The sequence below is a fragment of the Thermobacillus sp. genome (genome assembly GCF_003390775.1).
In the GTDB taxonomy this organism is placed as follows: domain Bacteria; phylum Bacillota; class Bacilli; order Paenibacillales; family Paenibacillaceae; genus Thermobacillus; species Thermobacillus xylanilyticus.
Genome location: NZ_QEWA01000038.1, coordinates 107,367 through 126,604 on the forward strand (window position 1 = coordinate 107,367; position 19,238 = coordinate 126,604).

General features: G+C 57.2%; 20 protein-coding genes, 3 pseudogenes and 1 riboswitch. Of the genes and pseudogenes, 21 read left to right on the forward strand and 2 right to left on the reverse strand.

What is annotated here, in order from left to right; all coding sequences use genetic code 11:
- Positions 1 to 134: 134 nt before the first annotated feature.
- From C6W55_RS10335 to C6W55_RS10395, 13 genes and pseudogenes are all read left to right on the forward strand, one after another.
- Positions 135 to 335, forward strand: a pseudogene (locus C6W55_RS10335) (cupin domain-containing protein); the annotation flags it as partial.
- A 265-nt stretch (positions 336 to 600) separates the two neighbouring features.
- Positions 601 to 2,421 carry a sensor histidine kinase gene (locus C6W55_RS10340; RefSeq protein ID WP_015254112.1) on the forward strand — a complete coding sequence of 607 codons (1,821 nt, stop codon included), beginning with the start codon at positions 601 to 603 and terminating at the stop codon, positions 2,419 to 2,421.
- Between the two features lie 118 nt (positions 2,422 to 2,539).
- Entirely contained in the window at positions 2,540 to 4,267 is a 1,728-nt protein-coding gene (locus tag C6W55_RS10345) for a type 2 periplasmic-binding domain-containing protein (protein ID WP_041854217.1), read from the forward strand.
- Positions 4,268 to 4,398: 131 nt separating this feature from the next.
- Entirely contained in the window at positions 4,399 to 5,367 is a 969-nt protein-coding gene (locus tag C6W55_RS10350) for an ABC transporter permease (RefSeq protein WP_015254114.1), read from the forward strand.
- 15 nt (positions 5,368 to 5,382) lie between these two features.
- Positions 5,383 to 6,312, forward strand: coding sequence for a carbohydrate ABC transporter permease (locus C6W55_RS10355; protein ID WP_015254115.1), 930 nt, complete (start codon positions 5,383 to 5,385; stop codon positions 6,310 to 6,312).
- A gap of 137 nt (positions 6,313 to 6,449) precedes the next feature.
- Complete coding sequence (locus C6W55_RS10360; RefSeq protein ID WP_213485305.1) at positions 6,450 to 6,989, forward strand: hypothetical protein; 540 nt, start codon at positions 6,450 to 6,452, stop codon at positions 6,987 to 6,989.
- Positions 6,990 to 7,017: 28 nt separating this feature from the next.
- A pseudogene (locus tag C6W55_RS10365) lies at positions 7,018 to 7,389 on the forward strand (GNAT family N-acetyltransferase); the annotation flags it as partial.
- Positions 7,382 to 8,236 (forward strand): aminoglycoside phosphotransferase family protein, encoded by an 855-nt coding sequence (locus tag C6W55_RS10370; RefSeq protein WP_286892586.1) that lies wholly within the window; start codon positions 7,382 to 7,384, stop codon positions 8,234 to 8,236. The pseudogene C6W55_RS10365 and the gene C6W55_RS10370, both read left to right, overlap by 8 nt.
- 46 nt (positions 8,237 to 8,282) lie before the next feature.
- Complete coding sequence (locus C6W55_RS10375) at positions 8,283 to 9,269, forward strand: small ribosomal subunit Rsm22 family protein (protein ID WP_286892587.1); 987 nt, start codon at positions 8,283 to 8,285, stop codon at positions 9,267 to 9,269.
- A gap of 40 nt (positions 9,270 to 9,309) precedes the next feature.
- Positions 9,310 to 9,768: an NUDIX hydrolase gene (locus C6W55_RS10380; protein WP_286892588.1), complete on the forward strand. Its 459-nt coding sequence runs from the start codon at positions 9,310 to 9,312 to the stop codon at positions 9,766 to 9,768.
- A 97-nt stretch (positions 9,769 to 9,865) separates the two neighbouring features.
- The gene (locus C6W55_RS10385) at positions 9,866 to 10,267 is read left to right on the forward strand and encodes a cupredoxin domain-containing protein (RefSeq protein WP_286892589.1); all 402 of its coding nucleotides are present in this window, start codon (positions 9,866 to 9,868) and stop codon (positions 10,265 to 10,267) included.
- Between the two features lie 336 nt (positions 10,268 to 10,603).
- Positions 10,604 to 11,071 carry a cytochrome c oxidase subunit II gene (locus tag C6W55_RS10390; protein ID WP_213485314.1) on the forward strand — a complete coding sequence of 156 codons (468 nt, stop codon included), beginning with the start codon at positions 10,604 to 10,606 and terminating at the stop codon, positions 11,069 to 11,071.
- A gap of 50 nt (positions 11,072 to 11,121) precedes the next feature.
- Complete coding sequence (locus C6W55_RS10395) at positions 11,122 to 12,795, forward strand: b(o/a)3-type cytochrome-c oxidase subunit 1 (RefSeq protein ID WP_286892604.1); 1,674 nt, start codon at positions 11,122 to 11,124, stop codon at positions 12,793 to 12,795.
- Between the two features lie 64 nt (positions 12,796 to 12,859).
- On the opposite strand, the gene C6W55_RS10400 is transcribed toward C6W55_RS10395, so the two are convergent.
- Positions 12,860 to 13,462 carry an aminotransferase class I/II-fold pyridoxal phosphate-dependent enzyme gene (locus C6W55_RS10400; RefSeq protein ID WP_286892590.1) on the reverse strand — a complete coding sequence of 201 codons (603 nt, stop codon included), beginning with the start codon at positions 13,460 to 13,462 and terminating at the stop codon, positions 12,860 to 12,862.
- 334 nt (positions 13,463 to 13,796) lie between these two features.
- Positions 13,797 to 13,900, forward strand: a riboswitch (cyclic di-GMP riboswitch).
- 62 nt (positions 13,901 to 13,962) lie between these two features.
- Between C6W55_RS10400 and C6W55_RS10405 the strand changes: the two genes are divergently transcribed.
- The 8 genes from C6W55_RS10405 to C6W55_RS10440 all read left to right on the forward strand — a co-directional run bounded on the left by C6W55_RS10405 (position 13,963) and on the right by C6W55_RS10440 (position 18,890).
- A complete protein-coding gene (locus C6W55_RS10405) occupies positions 13,963 to 14,340 on the forward strand; it encodes a DUF4279 domain-containing protein (RefSeq protein WP_041853820.1) in 378 nt (125 codons plus the stop codon).
- A gap of 84 nt (positions 14,341 to 14,424) precedes the next feature.
- Positions 14,425 to 14,814 carry a hypothetical protein gene (locus tag C6W55_RS10410; RefSeq protein WP_286892591.1) on the forward strand — a complete coding sequence of 130 codons (390 nt, stop codon included), beginning with the start codon at positions 14,425 to 14,427 and terminating at the stop codon, positions 14,812 to 14,814.
- A 5-nt stretch (positions 14,815 to 14,819) separates the two neighbouring features.
- Positions 14,820 to 15,329, forward strand: coding sequence for a hypothetical protein (locus C6W55_RS10415; protein ID WP_286892592.1), 510 nt, complete (start codon positions 14,820 to 14,822; stop codon positions 15,327 to 15,329).
- Positions 15,247 to 16,140 carry a hypothetical protein gene (locus C6W55_RS10420; RefSeq protein ID WP_286892593.1) on the forward strand — a complete coding sequence of 298 codons (894 nt, stop codon included), beginning with the start codon at positions 15,247 to 15,249 and terminating at the stop codon, positions 16,138 to 16,140. Before C6W55_RS10415 ends, C6W55_RS10420 begins: the two co-directional genes overlap by 83 nt.
- A complete protein-coding gene (locus C6W55_RS10425) occupies positions 16,097 to 16,456 on the forward strand; it encodes a hypothetical protein (RefSeq protein WP_015254128.1) in 360 nt (119 codons plus the stop codon). Before C6W55_RS10420 ends, C6W55_RS10425 begins: the two co-directional genes overlap by 44 nt.
- A gap of 148 nt (positions 16,457 to 16,604) precedes the next feature.
- Positions 16,605 to 17,453: a hypothetical protein gene (locus C6W55_RS10430; protein ID WP_157373534.1), complete on the forward strand. Its 849-nt coding sequence runs from the start codon at positions 16,605 to 16,607 to the stop codon at positions 17,451 to 17,453.
- A 42-nt stretch (positions 17,454 to 17,495) separates the two neighbouring features.
- Positions 17,496 to 18,407 carry a GNAT family N-acetyltransferase gene (locus tag C6W55_RS10435; protein ID WP_286892594.1) on the forward strand — a complete coding sequence of 304 codons (912 nt, stop codon included), beginning with the start codon at positions 17,496 to 17,498 and terminating at the stop codon, positions 18,405 to 18,407.
- A gap of 27 nt (positions 18,408 to 18,434) precedes the next feature.
- Positions 18,435 to 18,890, forward strand: coding sequence for an NUDIX domain-containing protein (locus tag C6W55_RS10440; RefSeq protein ID WP_286892605.1), 456 nt, complete (start codon positions 18,435 to 18,437; stop codon positions 18,888 to 18,890).
- 166 nt (positions 18,891 to 19,056) lie between these two features.
- Here the strand turns inward: C6W55_RS10440 and C6W55_RS10445 are convergent.
- Positions 19,057 to 19,238 (reverse strand): annotated as a pseudogene (locus tag C6W55_RS10445) (IS4 family transposase); the annotation flags it as partial.

Genomic DNA, 19,238 nt, shown 5'->3' on the forward strand with positions numbered 1-19,238 from the left:
CCCCTTTTTTGAACTGGCAGGCGGTTCAACACGTCGATCCTGAAGTCGCACAAAATGTCCAGGTTGCTTGTATAGCCCATCGCGGGTAAATGCCGGCCGATTTGCGCGATTCGATCGTTTGCTCCATTTTTTCGCCACCGCAAGGGGACGAAGCCTACTACACCGTGTTTCATGAGATCGTTCTTCATCCCGGCGATCAGTACACGATTCCGCCCAACGTCAAACATTGGTTTCAGGCAGGAGACGAGGGCGCAGTGGTAAGCGAATTTTCCTCGCTCAGCCTGGACGAGAAAGATATTTTCACGGATCCGCGCATTGTTCGCGTGCCGCAATGATTGCAGCCGATCGCAGGTCACACGCATTCTGAGCCGGCTTCCGATGATTCGGAGCTGGTTTCGCTCCACAATATAGACAGTATAGGCTATCCGGGAAAAGCAGACTTTCTTTTCGGATATCGGCCTGCTCACCCGAAGGTCCGGCATTCCGCATGCCGGGCCTTCATCCATGTTCATGACAGTTTTTGGCTATTCCTTGATCGATCGAATCAGGTATGATAGAGATGCGCATGAACGGAATCGTATAGGGACAAGGGGAGAGATGATGAGATTGTCGCTGCTGCCGAGACTCGACAATATCCGCCTGCGCAACAAGATGCTGATCGTGTACATTTTCTGCGTGCTGCTGCCGATCGTGCTGACCAACGTCGTCTTCTACCAGGTGACGACGAACAATGTGAAGAACCAGCGCATGCGGGACATCTCGCGTGCCCTCGAACAGGTGCGGAACGAGTTCCGGGGGGAAATCGACGTCGCGGTCCGGGTGTCCGACGTGTTCATCACGGACTACCTGCTGAACGAGATTCTGGAGACGGAGTATGCGAGTCCGCTGGACTACATCGCCGCGTACGATTCGTATTTCCGCAAGATTTTGAACAGCTACACGCCGCTCTACACGTCCATGCAGAACATCAAGATCTATCTTGACAATCCGACGCTGCTCCATTCCGGGGGAGTCGGCAACCTCACGTATCAGGTCCGGAATTCCGACTGGTACCGGGCGCTGGAGAAAGTGAAAGGCTCAACGCCCGTCCTGATCCGGACGGCGCGCGAGAACCGGATCCAACCTGCAGCGAACGTCCGCGACACCTTCGTCATCGTGCGCCGGATGAACAATCTGGCCTATTTCGGAACGAGCAAGTGGGAGAAAATTTTGAAGATCGAACTGCGCCCCCAGGCGATCGAACAGGTATTCTCCAACCTCAACCTGAACGGCCACATCTACCTGCTCAACGAGTCGGGCCAGGTGGAGTACGCGACGGATCCGAATGTCAACTGGCAGACGGAGACGATTTTCTTCCACGAACTCGCGCTTCCGGATGATGCGATCGAATTCGCGACCGCTTACAACGGGGTTGAATATCTGGACAGCTGGAAGCTCGTCGGCGTGATCCAGGAGGAGGAAGTGTTCCGCGAGGTGCAGAAGCCGCGGGAATTCATCGTCTGGCTGGCGCTGATCAACCTGCTCGTCTCGACGGCGATCATCTTCTGGGTCTCCCGGTCGATGAACGTCCGGCTGATCAACATTCTTCGCCACATGAAGAAGGTGAAGAACCAGCAGTTCGTGCCCATCGAGCACCGGGAAACGCTGGATGAGATCGGTCAGCTGCAGAACGAATTCAACCGCATGACGATGCAGATCAAGAGTCTGATTCACGACGTGTACATCGCCGACATACGCAGGAAAAGTCTGGAGATCGAGCATCGCAAGGCCCAGTTCAATGCGCTGCAGAGCCAGATCAATCCGCATTTCCTGTTCAATTCGCTGGAAACGATCCGGATGCGCAGCCTGATCAAGAACGAGACGGAGACGGCCCAGATCATCCACAAAATGGCCAAGCTGCTGCGTTCATCCCTGACATGGAACAAGGACCGGATCAAGGTCGAGGAGGAGCTCGAGTTCATCCACTGCTTCCTCGAGATCCAGAAATACCGCTTCGGTGACCGGCTTACCTACCGGCTGGACGTCGATCCGGAAGCCCGGAGCGTGATCATCCCGAAAATGGTGTTCCTGCCGTTCGTCGAGAACGCGAGCATCCACGGCATCGAACCGATGAAGCACGGCGGCGAGATCGATATCACCATCCGGCGCAGCTCCCACGATCTGGAGTTCTCGATTCGGGACAACGGCGCCGGCATGAATCCGGAGCAGGTGGAGCGCTTTTACGGCTATCTGGAGAACGAGGCGGAGGAACTGGGCGAACGGATCGGCGTGCAGAACGTGATCTACCGGCTCAGGATGCTGTATGGCGACAGGATCCGGCTGTTCATCGACAGCGCACCGGGCCAGGGGACGTGTATCCGGATCACCCTGCCCGCGCAGGATGAGGCGGACGGGTCCGCGGCCCTCCTACCGCGGACATAAACAGACATTAAATTTTTTAAGCATGACCTTTAGTTTGGTGGGTAAACAAAGCGCGGGACGGGGCATTATACTGAAAGTGCTTACAATCCATCCTGAATTGAAAGGGGTTCAGAAAAAAGTGTCGAAAAAGAGATGGCTTGCTTCGACGTTGTCCCTCATCATGGTGCTGGCCCTCGTCCTGACGGCCTGCTCGGGCAAGAAGGAAGCGGGCAACTCGAACTCGGGAGCTTCGGGTTCCTCGCCAACCTCGAATTCCTCCGATTCCGGAGGCGACAGCGGCGGCGCGGCGCAGGACAAGGTCACCTTCACAATGTTCGTCGCCGTCCAGGGTGAGAAAGACGTCAACACCAACGAGACGGTCATCGGCAAGAAGCTTGAAGAACAGACCGGCGTCAACTTCAAGATCGAGCATCTCGTCGGCGACCTGCAGACGAAGATCGGCACGATGATCGCGTCCAACGATTATCCGGACGTGCTCGTTCCGGACGACGGAATCGAGAACGTCATTGAAGCGGGCGGCTTCATCGACCTGACCCCGTATATCGACAACGACAAGTATCCGAACATCAAGAAGGTGTACGGTCCTTACAAGAACCTGATGAAATGGGATGACGGCAAGATCTACATCTTCCCGTTCTCCACGGTGGTCGGGGAGTACAATCCCGATCCGAACATCAACCAGGGCGCGTTCTGGGTGCAGCGGCGCGTGCTGGAGTGGGGCGGCTATCCGAAGATCAAGACGGTCGAGCAATATTTCAAGCTCATTGAAGATTTCGTGAACGCGCATCCTGACGAAGACCTGATCGGTTTCGTAACGCTGACCGACGACTGGCGCTTCTTCGCCACCACGAACGTGCCGAACCATCTGGCCGGCTACCCGAACGACGGCGAAGTCATGGTCGACATGCAGACGCACGAGGCCAAGATCTACGCCGGCACGGATTGGGAGTACCGCTGGTACAAGAAGCTGAACGAGATCAACGCGAAAGGCCTGTTCGACAAGCAGTCCTTCGTGGACAACTACGACCAATACATCGCGAAGCTGACGTCGCACAAGGTGCTGGGCTTCTTCGACTACGGCTGGCAGGTCGGCACCGCGAACAATGCGCTGCGCGACGCCGCGCTTGCGGACCCGTCGCTGGACGGTTACCGGTACTTCCCGCTGCCGGTCGTGTTCGATGAAAACATCAAGGACCAATACCTCGACCCGCCGGGATACGTCGCCAACCGCGGCTTCGGCATCACGTCGAGCGCGAAGGATCCGGAACGGATCATCGCCTTCATCGACACGTTGCTTTCGGAAGAGAACCAGATTCTCGTCAAGTGGGGCATCGAAGGCGAGACGTATCTGCGCGACGAGAACGGCCGCATGTACCGGACCAAGGAAATGGTCGACAAGATGACGCAGAAGTTCAACGAAGACTACGGATTTACCGTATTCGACTGGGATTGGCCGCACTACGGCACGAACTCGACGCTGTCGGACGGCAACGCCGCATCGCCGGGGCTGCAGCCGGAAGTGTTCCAGATGACGCTCACCGACGCGGACAAGAAGATTCTGTCGGCCTACGGCGTGCAGACTTACGCCGAAATGTTCGCCGATCCGGACGAGCGTCCGTGGTACCCGGCATGGGGCTTCGCGAAAGACGAACCGCGGCAGCTGTTCGAACAGCAGAAATCCGACCTTCAGCGGAACCACATCCCGAAACTCGTGCTTTCGAAACCCGAGGAATTCGACAAGGCCTGGGATGAGTACACGAAAGCCCTGGGCAAACTCGACGTCCAGGGATACGAACAGTGGTTTACGCAGAAAGTCAAGGAAGTTGTCGCCAACGCGCAAAAATAATCAGGCTTGCCTGACAAATCGAGCAAAGGCCGGCTTAACTGCAAAAACGCCGCTAAGTCCGGCCTTTCTCTCGTTATTTTCAAGTATCGCGATCCCCGACCGGCGGACCGGTGTGTAAGGAGAGAAAGACGATGGACAACAACCATGTGCTCACGGGCGTGTCCGTGGCCGCAGAGAAAAAACCGAGGGGATTGAAACGATTTTTCAAGCTGCTCTATCAGCAACGCGCGCTCGTCCTGATGTCCGTGCCTTTCGTCATCTGGCTGTTCATCTTCCGATACTTGCCGATCTGGGGATGGACGATCGGGTTTCAGAACTTCAAGCCGGCCAAAAGTTTCTGGGAGCAGGAGTGGGTCGGTTTCTATCATTTCGAGTTCCTGTTCGGCGATGAGCGTTTTCTTCGTGTGTTGCGCAATACGCTTGTCATGAGCACGATCAATCTGGTGCTCGGTTTTGTTACGGCGATCACCCTCGCCCTGTTGCTTAATGAAGTGCGCCACCTCGTGTTCAAAAGAGTGGTGCAGACCGTCAGCTATCTGCCGCACTTCCTGTCCTGGGTCGTCGCGGCGGGCATCATTCGTGTCACCCTTGCGCCGGACGGCATCATCAATGAACTCTTGATGCGCCTCCATCTGATCGATGAAGAACTGCTGTTCCTCGGGATCGGCGAATGGTTCTGGGGCATTTACGGCGCCAGCATCGTCTGGAAAGACGTCGGATGGAACACGATCGTCTACCTTGCCGCGATCACGATGATCGATCCGACGCTCTACGAAGCCGCCGAGATCGACGGCGCGGGGAGATTCCGGAAGATCTGGCATATCACGCTGCCCGGCATCCGGCCGGTCATCACCGTGCTCCTCATCATGAACATCGGATATTTGCTGGAGTCCGGATTCGAACCGCAATACCTGCTCGGCAACGGCATGAACATGGACTATTCGGAAAACCTTGACATATTCGTGCTGAAATACGGCATCAACCAGTTCAACTACTCGCTCTCTGTGGCGGCCAGCATCTTCAAGACGGTGGTCAGCTTCATCCTGCTGTTCGCCGCCAACAACCTGGCGAAACGCATGGGCGAGACGAGACTGTACTGAGGGGAGGCGTCACACATGGCCGAAATGACAATCGAGAAACCGAGACGGCGGCGTGTCCGGATGTCCCTCGGCGACCGCATCTTCGACGCGGTGAACTACACGCTGCTCTGCCTGCTGATGGTCGTGACGCTCTATCCGTTCCTGAACACGCTGGCCGTGTCGTTCAACGACGCGACCGACTCGCTCCGCGGCGGCATCTACCTCTGGCCGCGAAAATGGACGCTGGAAAACTACAAGTTCGTGTTCGAGGAAGCGACGATCTTCCAGGCCACGCTGACTTCCGTGCTGCGCACCGTGATCGGCACCGTGCTGACCGTGTTCTGCTCCGCCATGGTGGCCTACACGATCAGCCGGCCGGAATACGTGCTGCGCAAGTTCGTCACCATCGCGTTCATTCTGACGATGTACATCAACGGCGGGCTCATTCCGACGTACCTGCTCATCCGCGATCTCGGGCTGATCGGCAGCTTCTGGGTGTACATCTGGCCGGGGCTGATCGGCGTGTTCAACCTGATCATCATCCGTTCGTTCATCGAGAACCTGCCGGACAACATCCTGGAATCGGCGAAGATCGACGGCGCCGGCGAGTTCCGCACCTTCTTCTCCATCGTGCTGCCGCTGTGCACGCCGGTGCTGGCGACCGTGGCGCTGTTCACGGGCGTCTGGCAATGGAACTCCTGGTTCGACGTGTTTCTGTACAACTCGTCGTATGAGCATTTGAGCACGCTGCAGTATGAATTGCAGAAGATTCTGCAGTTCTCGAACGCCAGCACCCGTTCCGTCGACTTCACCGCCGCCGGGGCGCAGCAGGGCCTCAGCCAGGTGACCCCGTATGCGATCCGCGCGACGATGACAATCGTGGCGTCCGTGCCGATCATCATGGTTTATCCGTTCCTGCAGAAATATTTCGTGAAAGGCATGATGGTGGGCGGCGTGAAGGAATGACGGGCCGCGGCAATTTCGTGCTTCTGCTCGCCCGGGTTTGAAGGTATAATTTTATAGAAGACATGGGGCCGGCCTCTTGGGTTCTGAGCGATCTGAGGGCCGGTTCTCGTTTTCAGAAAATGATGCAGGGGTGCCGGATGAAGCGTGTCATTCTGATCGGGGCGTTGCTGCTCGTCGCGGCGGCAGCGGTTGGTCTCGCGTATTGGTTTTATCCCAGAACGGTCGATTTTGAGGCCCAGGGGATGAAGTATCGGCTGGGCACAGAGGCAGCGGTGGAGGAGAGGCCGCTCAAGGTAAGCATTCAGGGAAAAATCTACCGCAATTTCAAAGGCGAACGGACGTTCAAAGGCACCATCGGGCTGGAAGGCGAGGACATCCCGGTACCCGAGGATCAGCGGACGGTGGAGCTCAAAAGATACCGCAGCTTTAATGCCTATGCGTTAACTTACCCGTTTATCGAAAACGGAAAGCCGCGCATCTATTCACAGGGAACGCTTTTTGTCAATGATGACTTCAGCAAGATCGCCATTGCGTTGATTGAACATGAAGCAGACCAGGGACATTGGGGTGCCGATGACGGACTGATGATTGCGGCGCCCGCGTTGAATCGGGAAGAAGCCGTCGTGCTGTCCAATGAGGTGATGCGGGAATATCTGGACGGCCATGTACTGAAGTGATCCGGACTTTCGCCGGCCATTTGTCGATCCCGGACAGCTTGCGCGCGAGGCCGAAGGGCGGATCAGCCTGACGGTCATTCTGAGCGGTGAAGCCGTCATCGGGTACTGCAACCTGTACCAGGTCGAACCCGGTTCGCACGGCTGGTTGGGCAACGTCATCATCCATCCCGATTACCGGGGGCAGGGTGCCGGCCGGTTTCTGGTCGAGACGATGCTCTCCATCGCCGGGCGGGAACACAAGCTGCGCGAACTCAGGCTCGTCTGCCACAACACGAACACGCCGGCGCTCCGGCTCTATTGGCGCACGGGGTTTGTGCCGTATGATCTGGAGGAGACGGTGGACGGCAGCGGACGGAAACTGATGCGAATCTTGATGAGGAGAGCGCTGAGCGATGCTTGATCGATTGCGCGGCATCCGATGGATGGCCGAAAGCGAAATGACCGTAAGATTGGCAGAAGCCGGGGATTCGGACATCGTTCCGCTGGCTCCGGGGCTGGAAGCCGAAGTCGCCCTGATCCGGCTGGAAAACGCCGAATGCGTCCTGAAGATCTGGAATCGCCATTCGAAGCCGGATATCGGGTTCCAATACCGGCTGCTCCGGTCCCTGCGCGACCGGGGGATGCCGGTCTCAAGGCCGCTGGGCTGGGGAGTGGACGCGTCCGGCAACCAGGTGCTGCTGACTTCCTTCGACGGCACGGCCATTCATGAGTCGGATGCGGACAAGCTGCGTCGCATCGCCGGCCTGCTGCTGGATGTCCATCGCTGCCGCATCAACGATGTGGAGATGCCGCGGTTTGATTTTGTCTCTTACTTCTTTCCGGACATTGAAGGGCACCCGGATCTCAAGTCCGAGCTTGCGCGTCTGGTCGAGCTGGTCAAGCCGCGGCAAGACACCGTCATTCACGGGGATTACAATTTCAACAACATCCTGGAGGCGGAAGACGGCAGGCTGACGATCATCGACTGGACGAACGGCCAGCTGGGCGATGCGCGGTACGATATCGCCTGGTCCGTCTTCCTCGCCGATCTGTACACGGACGATGAGCCGGCCGCCGTTTACCGGTCGGCGTTTCTGTCCGGCGGGGGACACCGGGCGGAGGAGCTGGAGCCGTTCGAAGCGATCGCCCTGCTCCGGTGGATGCTGCTGGACCGGCTGGCCGGCATGCCGCGCACGGAGAAGACGGACGGACGGCTCAGGCGCATGTTGGAGACGAATCGATACATCAACCGGACGGAATGGCCCTGAACCGGATGATCGGAAGGGAGACGGTTCACGGGGAAAGGATGCACGCATGGAACTTCCGCAACAACTGAGATTGGCCATCGAGCGGCATATCCAGGGCATGGATCATGCGAAGCTGAAACGGGATCTGCAGTCGCTGAGCGAGCGCTATCGGACCGCCGGCGGCAGAGGCCGGAGGTTGCTTACCGAAGATGCCGAAGCGGCCTCATACGCGATCGCGCGCATGCCGGCGACATACGGCGCCGTCGCGGCGGCGCTGAACTATGCGCTGGAACGGACGCCGGAGCGGCCGGAGACGCTGCTGGATTGCGGCGCGGGGACGGGGGCCGCTTCCTGGGCGGCCGACGCGCTGCTGGATCTGCGCGGCGTCACCTGCCTGGAACGGGAGCCGGCCATGATCCGGCTCGGGCGCAGCCTGGCGGCCGATGCATCGCCCGCATTGCGGAACGCGGACTGGGTCCGCCGCGACCTCGCGAAGGACGACATTCCGGAGCGGGCGGAGCTCGTCCTCGCCTCCTATGTGCTGAACGAAATGAACGAAGCGGACCGGGCGGCGGCGGTCGTGAAGCTGTGGAACGCGGCGGAGCGCATGCTGCTGATCGTGGAGCCGGGCACGCCGGCCGCGTATCGCGGGCTGATGGCGGTGCGCGAGCAATTGCTCCGGCTCGGCGCCCATCTCGCCGCGCCGTGTCCGCATGCGTCGGCGTGTCCGATGGAGGGCGAAGACTGGTGCCATTTCCGCTGCCGCATTCCGAGAAGCCGGCTGCACAAGCAGCTGAAGGACGGGGCGGCGCCCTACGAGGACGAGAAATTTTCGTATCTGGCCGTGACGCGCGAGCCCTGCGGGAGGGCGGAGGCGCGGATCATCCGCCGCCCGCGGATCGACAAGGGGCGGATCGGCCTCGAGCTGTGCACGCCGGACGGCCTGCGCAGCGTGGACGTGCACAAGAAAGACGGAGAGCTCTTCAAGCGGGCGCGTAAAGCCGAATGCGGCGATGCGTTCAGCGCGCCGGGTGCCGGCGGGACCAGAAGCTGATCCTGCGCATTGCAGGACCGGGCGGAAGGAAGGGAAGCCAATGGGTTACATTATGGAATTGCGCCGGTTCGTCGGCAGCCGCCCGCTCATCATGGCGGGAGCCGCCGTCATGGTGCGGGACGGCGAAGGCCGGCTGCTGCTCCAGCGGCGGGCGGACACGGGCGATTGGGGCACGATCGGCGGCGCCATGGAGCCGGGCGAGTCGTTCGAGGAGACGGCGGCGCGGGAGCTGTACGAAGAAGCCGGGCTTCGCGCGGCATCGTTCAAATTTGTGGCGCTGCTCTCCGGGAGGGACATGTACTACCGCTATCCGAACGGCGACGAAGTATACAACGCGCTTGTGGTGTTCGAGGCCGAAGGCGTGACCGGCGAGCCGGTCGTGAATGACCACGAAGGGCTGGAACTGGCCTGGTTTCACCCGGACCGCCCGATTCCGGAACTCCATCCGATGGCCGAACGAATCTTGCGCAAGGCGGGTTATGTAACAGAACGTTCATAGATTCGCGATCCGGTTGTGATATTTGTCACACAGACGCTCCCCTGCGGCATCTACAATGGGATCAGTTCCGAGAAACAATGATAGGGGAGTGCGGAGAATGAAAAAATGGTTGAAAATGTTGGGTCTGGCCGTGGGCGTGTCCATGATGATTTCGGCCTGCGGCGGCAATTCGGATAACGCAGGCAGCAACAGCGGCTCCGGCAACAGCGGTTCCGGGCAGTCCGCTTCGACGGGCGAGACGAAATCGTTCGAGATCAAAGCGAAGAACTGGGCGTTCGAACCGACGGAGATCCGCGTGAACAAGGGCGACACCGTCGAGATCAAGCTGGTCAACGAAGAAGGCATGCACGAAGTCGAGATCAAAGGTTACGGCAAGAAGATCAAGGACAGCGAGACGATCACGTTCACGGCCGACAAAGCGGGCGAGTTCGAGTTCATCTGCTCCCTCTTCTGCGGCACGGGCCATGACGACATGATCGGCAAGCTGATCGTCGAATAACGGCTATTATTCAAGGCATCATCTTTTCAAGAGGCGGATGCGTTCCGACGGAATGCGTCCGCTTTTGTTGTTATCCGAATATTATGACGATTTGTAACAAAACCGACGAAAATGGCCGACGCTATTGTGATTTATCTCACAATGAACGGGTATGCGGGCCATTACACTTACGGTAAAAAACGAGGAAAGGGTGAACCGTATGTCCCGGGACCGAAGCGATAAAGAGAAGGACACGCTGAAAGGCACGTTTACGTCCGTCATGCTGCTCGGCGGCTTCATAGCCCTGTCGTGGCTGGGGGTTTTCATTCTTTTCATCAACAGGTAGGGGGTAGCATCATGCATATTCATCGTCTGGAGAAAATCTGGCTGGCCATCGGCGTCGCGATGCTGTTCGTCTTCCTGGGCGTGATCGGCGTCGGCGCGTTTGCCATGGGGATGCAGCCGCCGACCGGCCACCATACGATCGATCCGGAGAAAGTCAGCGAGACATACCCGTTCAACAACCCCGGCCTCGAGCAGGTCGGCGAGAACGAGTACAACGCCTACATGATCGCTTACGCGTTCGGCTTCAAGCCGGCGAAGATGGAAGTGCCGCTCGGGGCGAAGGTGCATTTTCAGGTGACCAGCCCGGATGTCGTGCACGGTTTCCAGATTACGGGCACGACGGTCAACCTGATGGCCGTGCCGGGTGAGGTCAACCACTACACGTACACGTTTGACAAGCCGGGCGAGTACCTGGTGCTGTGCAACGAATACTGCGGCGCGGGCCATGAATTCATGGCGACGACCATCATCGTGAAATGAGACCGACAATACCGAAACGGAGAGGATGATCGAGCGTGACTGCTACTGTGATGCAAGCGTCCGCCGCCGACAATAAACGGCCGTTCGACGGCAAAGATGCGAAGCTGGTGCTGGCGCACCTTCTGGTGGCCTTCACGGCGCTTCTGCTCGGCGGCGTCGCGGGCGTGCTGCAAGGGCTCGTCCGCGGCGGCATGATCGAGCTGCCGTCGGAGATCGGCTACTATCAAATTCTTACCGCGCACGGCGTCCTGATGGCGCTGATCTTCACGACCTTCTTCATCATCGGATTCCTGTATGCTGGCGTCAGCAAGACGATGGGCGGCAAGCTGCTCGGCGTCGTGAGCCGGATGGGCTGGGCCGGCTACGTCCTGATGACGGTCGGCACGATCCTCGGCACGATCATGATTCTGGCGAACGAAGCGACGGTGCTTTACACGTTCTACGCGCCGCTGAAAGCCAATCCGTTCTTCTACATCGCCCTGGTGTTCGTCGTCGTGGGCAGCTGGATCAGCGGGTACGGCATTTTCGCGCAATACCGGTACTGGCGCAGGACGCACAAGGGCAGCGTCAGCCCGCTGTTCGGCTTCATGGCCGTCGCCACGATGCTGGTCTGGCAGATCGCCACGATCGGCGTCGCGATCACGGTGCTGTTCCAGTTCATTCCGTGGTCGTTCGGCTGGGTGGAGAAGATCAACATCATGATCAGCCGGACGCTGTTCTGGTACTTCGGCCATCCGCTCGTCTACTTCTGGCTGATGCCGGCGTACATGTGCTGGTATATCTGCATACCGAAGATCATCGGGGGCAAAATATTCAGCGATTCGATGGCGCGGCTGTCGTTCGTCCTGTTCATTCTGTTCTCCATCCCGGTCGGGTTCCACCATCAATTGATGGAACCGGGCATCGCACCGGTCTGGAAGTACATTCAGGTCGTCCTGACGTTCATGGTCGTCATTCCGTCTCTCATGACCGCGTTCGCAATGTTTGCAACGTTCGAGCAGACCGGTCGGGCCAAGGGCGCGCGCGGGCTGTTCGGCTGGCTGAAAACTTTGCCGTGGGGTGACGTCCGTTTCTTCGCGCCGTTCATGGGCATGCTCGTGTTCATTCCGGCCGGCGCTGGCGGCATCATCAACGCGAGCAACCAGATGAACGCGATGGTGCACAATACGCTGTGGGTCACGGGGCACTTCCACCTCACGGTCGCCACGACGGTCGCCCTGACGTTCTTCGGCGTCGCCTACTGGCTCATTCCGCACGTGCTGGGCAAACAGCTCACGCCGCGGATGAACCGGCTCGGCATCATCCAGACGATCATCTGGCTGATCGGGATGTTCTTCATGTCGGGGTCCATGCATACGGTCGGCCTGTTCGGCTCGCCGCGCCGCACGGCGTACACGACGTACGGCGACCATCCGGACGCGGTCTTCTGGATGCCGTATCACGTGGCGATGGCGATCGGCGGCACGATCCTGTTCATCGGCGTCATCCTGATGTTCTGCAACATGATCGCCTTGATGCGCGCGCCGAAAGGCGACGAGAAAACCGCGGCCGAGTTCCCGATCGGCGAGACGGCTGACGCAGCCGAACCGACGCCGAAGTGGATCGAGCGCTGGGGCGTATGGGTGGGCGTACTCGTTGTGTTGATCCTGTTCGCGTACACGGTTCCGTTCGGCGATATGCTCGTGAATCCGGCGCCCGGATCGAAGCCCTGGGTGACGTGGTAAATCGGTCAGATTATGCTGCAACCTTCAAATGGCGCTTGCCCGGACGAATGTCCGGGCAGGCGCTTTACTTCATTTTCCGCACATACCCGGAGATCTGTTCAAGTCCGGCCTGCAGCACTTCGGTACTGCAAGCGTAACCGATGCGGACATGCCCTTCCATATCGAAGCACGCGCCAGGGGTCAGAAAGGCGCCGGTATTCGCCAGCAGACCGGTACAGAAATTGACAGAAGGCACTTCGAATTCGTATTTCAGCAAGGCTGTCGTTCCCGCACGCGGTTTGACATAGGAAAAAGCGGCTTCCTTTTCCACCCATTCATCCAGGAGGGCCAGGTTGTCCCGCAAAATTTTGCGGCTTCTTCTCAAGATCTTGTCGTAGTTCTTCAGGGCATGGACAGCCAGCATTTCGTTCAATATCCCGCAACTGATCGTGGTGTAGTCGCGGTGCTTCATGCATTCCGTGATGACTTCCTGCGGAGCGGCAATCCAGCCGAGGCGAAGGCCTGCAAGGGAGAGCAAATCGTCATCCTGGAGCAAGTTCATACAGACTTCATCACAAAGTACATAAGCTCCGCACGATCGTGCGATCTCCACAATTTGTTCCAGGATATCCCGTTCCATCATCAGCGGTGATTTGATCAAAGAGGAGATAAGAAAGGAAGAACTCATCCCTTTGCACCGGTTTACGCAAACATTGGATACCTATGTGATTACACGCAAGGATTGTTCTGATGAAATTACCATTCAGGCCTTTGTCGAACTGGTAACGGAAGGGTGGGACGAAGCAGCTGAAGCAACTTAGCGGTGTGGCCGGCAAGCTCTGTTTATGGGCCAAAAGTCTCGATCACGGGTTGTTTTTGTCTGCAGAATAGTCAAAAAAGCTCAAAATGGTGCGAATATGGACATTGGTCTTGATCGCGTGGCAAAAATTGACGATAAAAACGAATGAGAGGAACTTCAGATCGGCAGGTCCCGGACGGGACTCCAACCTGAAAAACCAGGCAAAGAAAAGAGGTAAACCCGTACGAAAGTCGGGGACGCAAAGCCACGGGTCTAAAGCGTGGGACTATGACGTCCGGATCACGCCATGACAGCCGGGCTGCTCTAAATGGTGGTGATGAAGGATGGGACATGCCGTTGATCATGCCTTTTTTTCAGGTGACGCAAGTTTGATCATCCGGGGAGAGACGCTTGATTTCGATGAAATCACGCGAAGTTTGAATGTGGAGCCGGCGAGATGCCTGAGAAAGGGCGGAAAGGTGTCGGTCGGCGGCAAGAAAGTGTCCAAGGATTTCTGGATGTACCGGGTGAAAATGCGCGGCAACGACCCCGTCGGCTCGCTCATGCAACTGCTCAAGGAGCTGGAACCGAACATCGGGTATATCCATCATCTGTCCGACAGCGGGTACGATGTCTGTCTGCGGATGTATTATCAGTCCGAGCTGGGGCAGATTTATTTTGAAATGCCGAACGAATTGCAAGCCTTGATCGCCAAATTCAAGGTTCGCCTGGAGTTCTCCATCTTGTCCTGGGGCGGGGCGGTATAAAAGCAGTTATAAATCGAAACCTCGTGCGAGTGATTCGACTCCGCGGGGTTTTTTTGATTCATGCAAAAACCGGCGGCGGGCAAAATGGGCGAAAAATCACGTCTCAGCGGCGACAAGCTGGTGTTGAGTGCGGCGGACGGCTCCGTCTCCTTCATCGAGCTGACCGGACCGCAGGGCGGCGGGGTGCCCGGCGTCGTGATCCCGCCGGCATCCGGCGATGGTTCGGCCGGAAGCAAGAAGCGGATCGGCCCGGCGGGCGGCGAGCTGGCATCCGAAGACGGACAAGCCCGGCTGCGGATTGCCGAGGGCACGTTCGCCGAGGATACCGACGTGAGCCTGGAAAAGGTGGATTTGGAGTCATACGTCCTGACGGATGAGAAAGGCCGGAAGCTGCAAGGCTACGAGGCCTGGCAGGTAAGCGCGGATGCCGCGTTCGGCCGGAGCGCGGAGCTCGTGCTCGGCTATGCCGCGTAGCCGGAATGGCTCGCGGTGCGGGAGAAGCGGGCATTTACGTCTACGACGATGCGAACGGCCATTGGACCTATGTCGGCGGCATCACCGCGGACATCGAGCACACGGAAAGATGGGACGGCAAGATCAACGGCGTGCCGCTGCCGGAGGAGCGCTACACGATCTGCGCGTCGCCGGCGGAATATGACGGCACGGGCGTCTACTACGGCCAGATGGCCAGCTTCGAAATCGTGGGCTCCCGGCAGCCCAAGGCGCCGGGCGCGCTGACGGTCGAACCGGCGGCATCGGGCATGGTGAAGGTATCCGGCAACGCCGAACCGAATACGACCGTGCGGATGGACAGATCGCGCAAATTTCCGCCAAGGCGGTCAAGGATGGCCGGGAGTCCAGCTATTCCGAACAGGTTTCGTTCATCTGGGCTCGAGGATGGGCTATATGGGCAAAGCCGCGCCGGTCGTCCGAGGCGAGGAGGACGAAGAAGAGCCGGACCCGGGCACGGGCGGTCCGGTGCGCATTGATCCGGAGAACGGCCGCGACATTCCGGAATCGGACAAGGTGCTGCTGTCCGGCACGATGCACAACCTTACCCATGCTCCGGCCTACCGGAAGGTCGAAGGGATGCAGCCGGTCATCGGCAACTATTTGAACAAGCTGATCGACCGTATGGAAAGTGACATTACCGGCTATAAGGCGTCCGCGATCTCGTGCAAGTCTTGCGATGTCGCTGACATTCAGAACGCCATTGCGGGGAGCCAGGCCGATCCGGTCATCATTCAGGCGGGGCATCTGAACCTGGACAGCGACGTGACGTTCGGCAGCCCGACGAAGCCATTTGTCCTGCTGGTTCAAGGCATGAATACCAATCAGGCGAACGCGGTGACGATCTACGGCACGCTCATCGCGGAACATGCGCTGAATGCCAACCAGGGCACGAAGCTGACGGCCGCGGCGGTCGGCGGCAAATACGGCAGCGTATGGGTCGGCGGGCCTGTGCATTTGAACAATGACTCGAATGTGACGGTCTCCGACACGCTGTATGCGGGCAACCTGACGTACAACAACGGCACGCTGCAGATGAACGCGCGGCGCGTCGTCGTCGAAGGCCAGATGCATATCAACACGAATGTGGAGATGAACATCTCCGGCGAAATGGTCGTCGGCGCTATCGTCTCCAACAATCAGGTCGGCAATCTGAACATCACGGGCGGGGATCTGTACGTTCGCGACAACGTGAGCGTCAACAACAACCTGAACGTGACGACGGGCGGCGTGTGGGCGATCGGAAGTGGATCTGCGAAACAGGAAGATCGTCATTCACACGCTGGATGAACGCGAGGATCGGGCTGAGTACACGGACATCGTCTTCGAAGGCGTGCTTTGTCATCAGTTCGGACACCATTTCCCGGGCAGTATTCTGCTGGGGATCTTCGAGCAAGAGTCGGACCGCTTTTTTGCCAATGAGCAAATTCTGAATTTGCTTGAACAAGGCAAGAACCACGGCTGGCCGGTCATGTTCAGCAACATCACGGAATTGAAGGAGAAGATCAACCGGGAGCTATACAAGTACATCGAGATTCTGGTCTCCTACGGTTTCAACGGATGGGTCCTTGCTCAAAATTACAGCAAACAAGCCAATCCAATCTGAGCTCCGACACACAGGCACATCTCCCGGGCTTCTCCATCACGATTTCGCTTGAAAAGAAACTTTCCCCGGATTAGAAAAAACTTTTTATAGCCGCAAACAGTCTAATGTAATGATTGGAGTAAAAATGTCCCGCGCTCGGGTGGTCGGCATGACGCGATTAGCATTGGCCCTTTTTCTCCTGTTATTGGTGCTGTCCGGCTGCACACAGGCAAACGAACCGGTGAATGAGCCGGTACAGCCTGTTGTTGAAGATGCCATCGATCGCAACGGGGTAGACAAAAGGGAAGTTCCCATTGATCCCGGTCTCGTCAATAGCGGAACTGACGCCGCCCCCGAAGAATCCCCGCATGTACTGGCCGCGATCGATGATGCCGAAACATTCATTGAGGCCGTAAAGGCGAGGGACGCGGATCGGCTTGTTCAATTGCTTGGCGTCACCATGCATTTTATTGGCACGCGGATGGACCATGAAACGGCGGAAACTGTCATCGAGGGTTTCGCAACCAACTTTGATATGGATTCCCTGACGGTAACCATGAACAGAGAAGGAATTGCATGGGGACCTGCATACGGGCAATACGAATTCAAACTGTCCGACAACCGGGGTGAGAACCGGTTCGAACCCTGGTCCGATGAGGACCGGTTGTTGATCCGCTATGAGGAAAACGGAACTCGAATCTTCTACAATCCATATATCCGATATTTTCCTTTTGCGGGTGAAATGGTCTCGCACTACATGGAACTCATCCAGGCGGAAGACGCGGACGGGTTGGCTGTTTTTCTGAATCCGGACGACATCGTGGTGCCGATCTGGATCGCGGAAGAAACCATCGACAACTACAAGCAATTCCTGAATGGCGACAGTCCGAACATCCGCTATTTGAATCGTTTCTTCTTCGTCGTGGCCAATGACCGTAACGAGGAACACAGGATTCAGGTGATTTTTGGCGACGGACTCATGGGGATCAGGGACGAATTCATTCCCGAGTTTCAGTAAGAAGGGGTCATCACCGTGTTGTCATGTACGGAGGCACGCAAGGTGCTGTTTTCTTTTTTGAATCGGGAAATGCCTGTCAAGGAATTCGAGAAGTGGTTGTACGAGCATGATGAATTGGAGTGTTGCGCCCCGCTCGAGGCGTATCGTGAACTCCTGGCGATCGATTATAACGGCAAGTACGCCTATGATGTTATCAGGAAGATCATCGACGTGGGGGCCTGTGAGCTGGAAAGAATCAGGGACCTGCTCGGGGATTTCATCACTGACAAGTCCGGGATTGTGGAGTTGGCCGGGCGGATCTACCGCGAATATTGCAAAGGGTGCTATTTTCTCGAAAAGATTGCAAACGCTTTTATCACGACCGCCGACTATGACGAGGAAAAGATCTACGGCAATCGGAATCGACTGTTGGCGCAACGGGCGGAGCTGGTCCGGGAAGCGCGGCAAATCATTGACCTGATGGAACGGGGAGCAATAAGCATGACCGACGTAAGGGAATTCCTGGAGATCATCCCGCTGAGCAAAGACTTTCTGGAACCCGCAACCCGGCTCCTTGCCCGCTATATGAAATCGTCGTATGGGCGGGATGAAGAGCTCACATCGAAATGCGAAAAATCGTTGCTCGACCTGCTGGATGACGGAGTCGCCCAATTCCATCTGGCTAGACATGGGAACGATTGGGCCGGCTTCGTCGTTGTCTATTGGGGCTTCTCCACGGCTTCGGGAAGACCGGTCTTGCGCATTCAGGACATCTGCGTGGAGCCGTTGTTCCGAAACAGGGGAATCGGGACCCGGCTGCTTCAGTTTTGCGAGAAAATGGCGAGTGAAAAGGGGGCAAACAGCATCCGGCTGGAGACGAACGTGGGCAACACGGCCGCAAGAAGGTTGTACGCGAAAGCCGGTTTTGCGGAATTTCCCCAAAGGCTTGTCTGCATGAAGTTCCTGGAATCATAGAAGAACACATAGAAACGGGTGAGGACACTGAAACCGATCAGAAATTCCGCCAAGGCGGTTATCGTTGATAACAACCGGGTGCTCCTGACAAAGAATAAAGATGATCAGGGGTACTTTTATTTATTCCCCGGAGGCGGGCAAGAAAAAGGCGAGGAATTAAAAGCCGCGCTGATTAGAGAATGTATGGAAGAGATCGGTTGCAAGGTTGTTGTCGCGGATTTGGTATGTGTACGGGAATATATTGGCAAAAACCACGAGTTTGCGGAGTGGGATTACGACATCCATCAGGTTGAGTTTTATTTTGAATGCAGGATTGACGGAGAGGTACAAGAATTCAAAGGTTCCAATCCGGACAGTTATCAGGTGGATGTCGAATGGATTGAGTGTGACCGATTGGATGAGATCAGGGTTTACCCAAAGACACTCGCTGAGATGATCAGGAACAATCAAGCGAGACCGATCTATATTGGGGATGTCAACTGATCGTGTCGTAATTATTGATTAACCGAAAGATCTGAGAAGGTGGTGTCTGTGAAGTTCTATAAATTTATTTTGGTACTATTGGTCTCGAAGTAATGGAGAGGTGTTGCACCAGTTTGTAGGCATCGGAGATGCAAGTGTATTTCTCCATCTACTGATTGTTACTATCTCAACTTTCGCAGTATGAAATGGGCAAACAAGCCTTAATGTAGCTGGGTAAAGCGGCAATCCATTGCTGGAGTTGACGTTGAATCAGAGCCGAAAGCTTTTTTCCTGCTTTCGTTGCGATTTCGTTGATCAGATCGAGCAGTTGCTGCAAGGCGATCGCCCAGTCCAACGTGCCAACTTCGT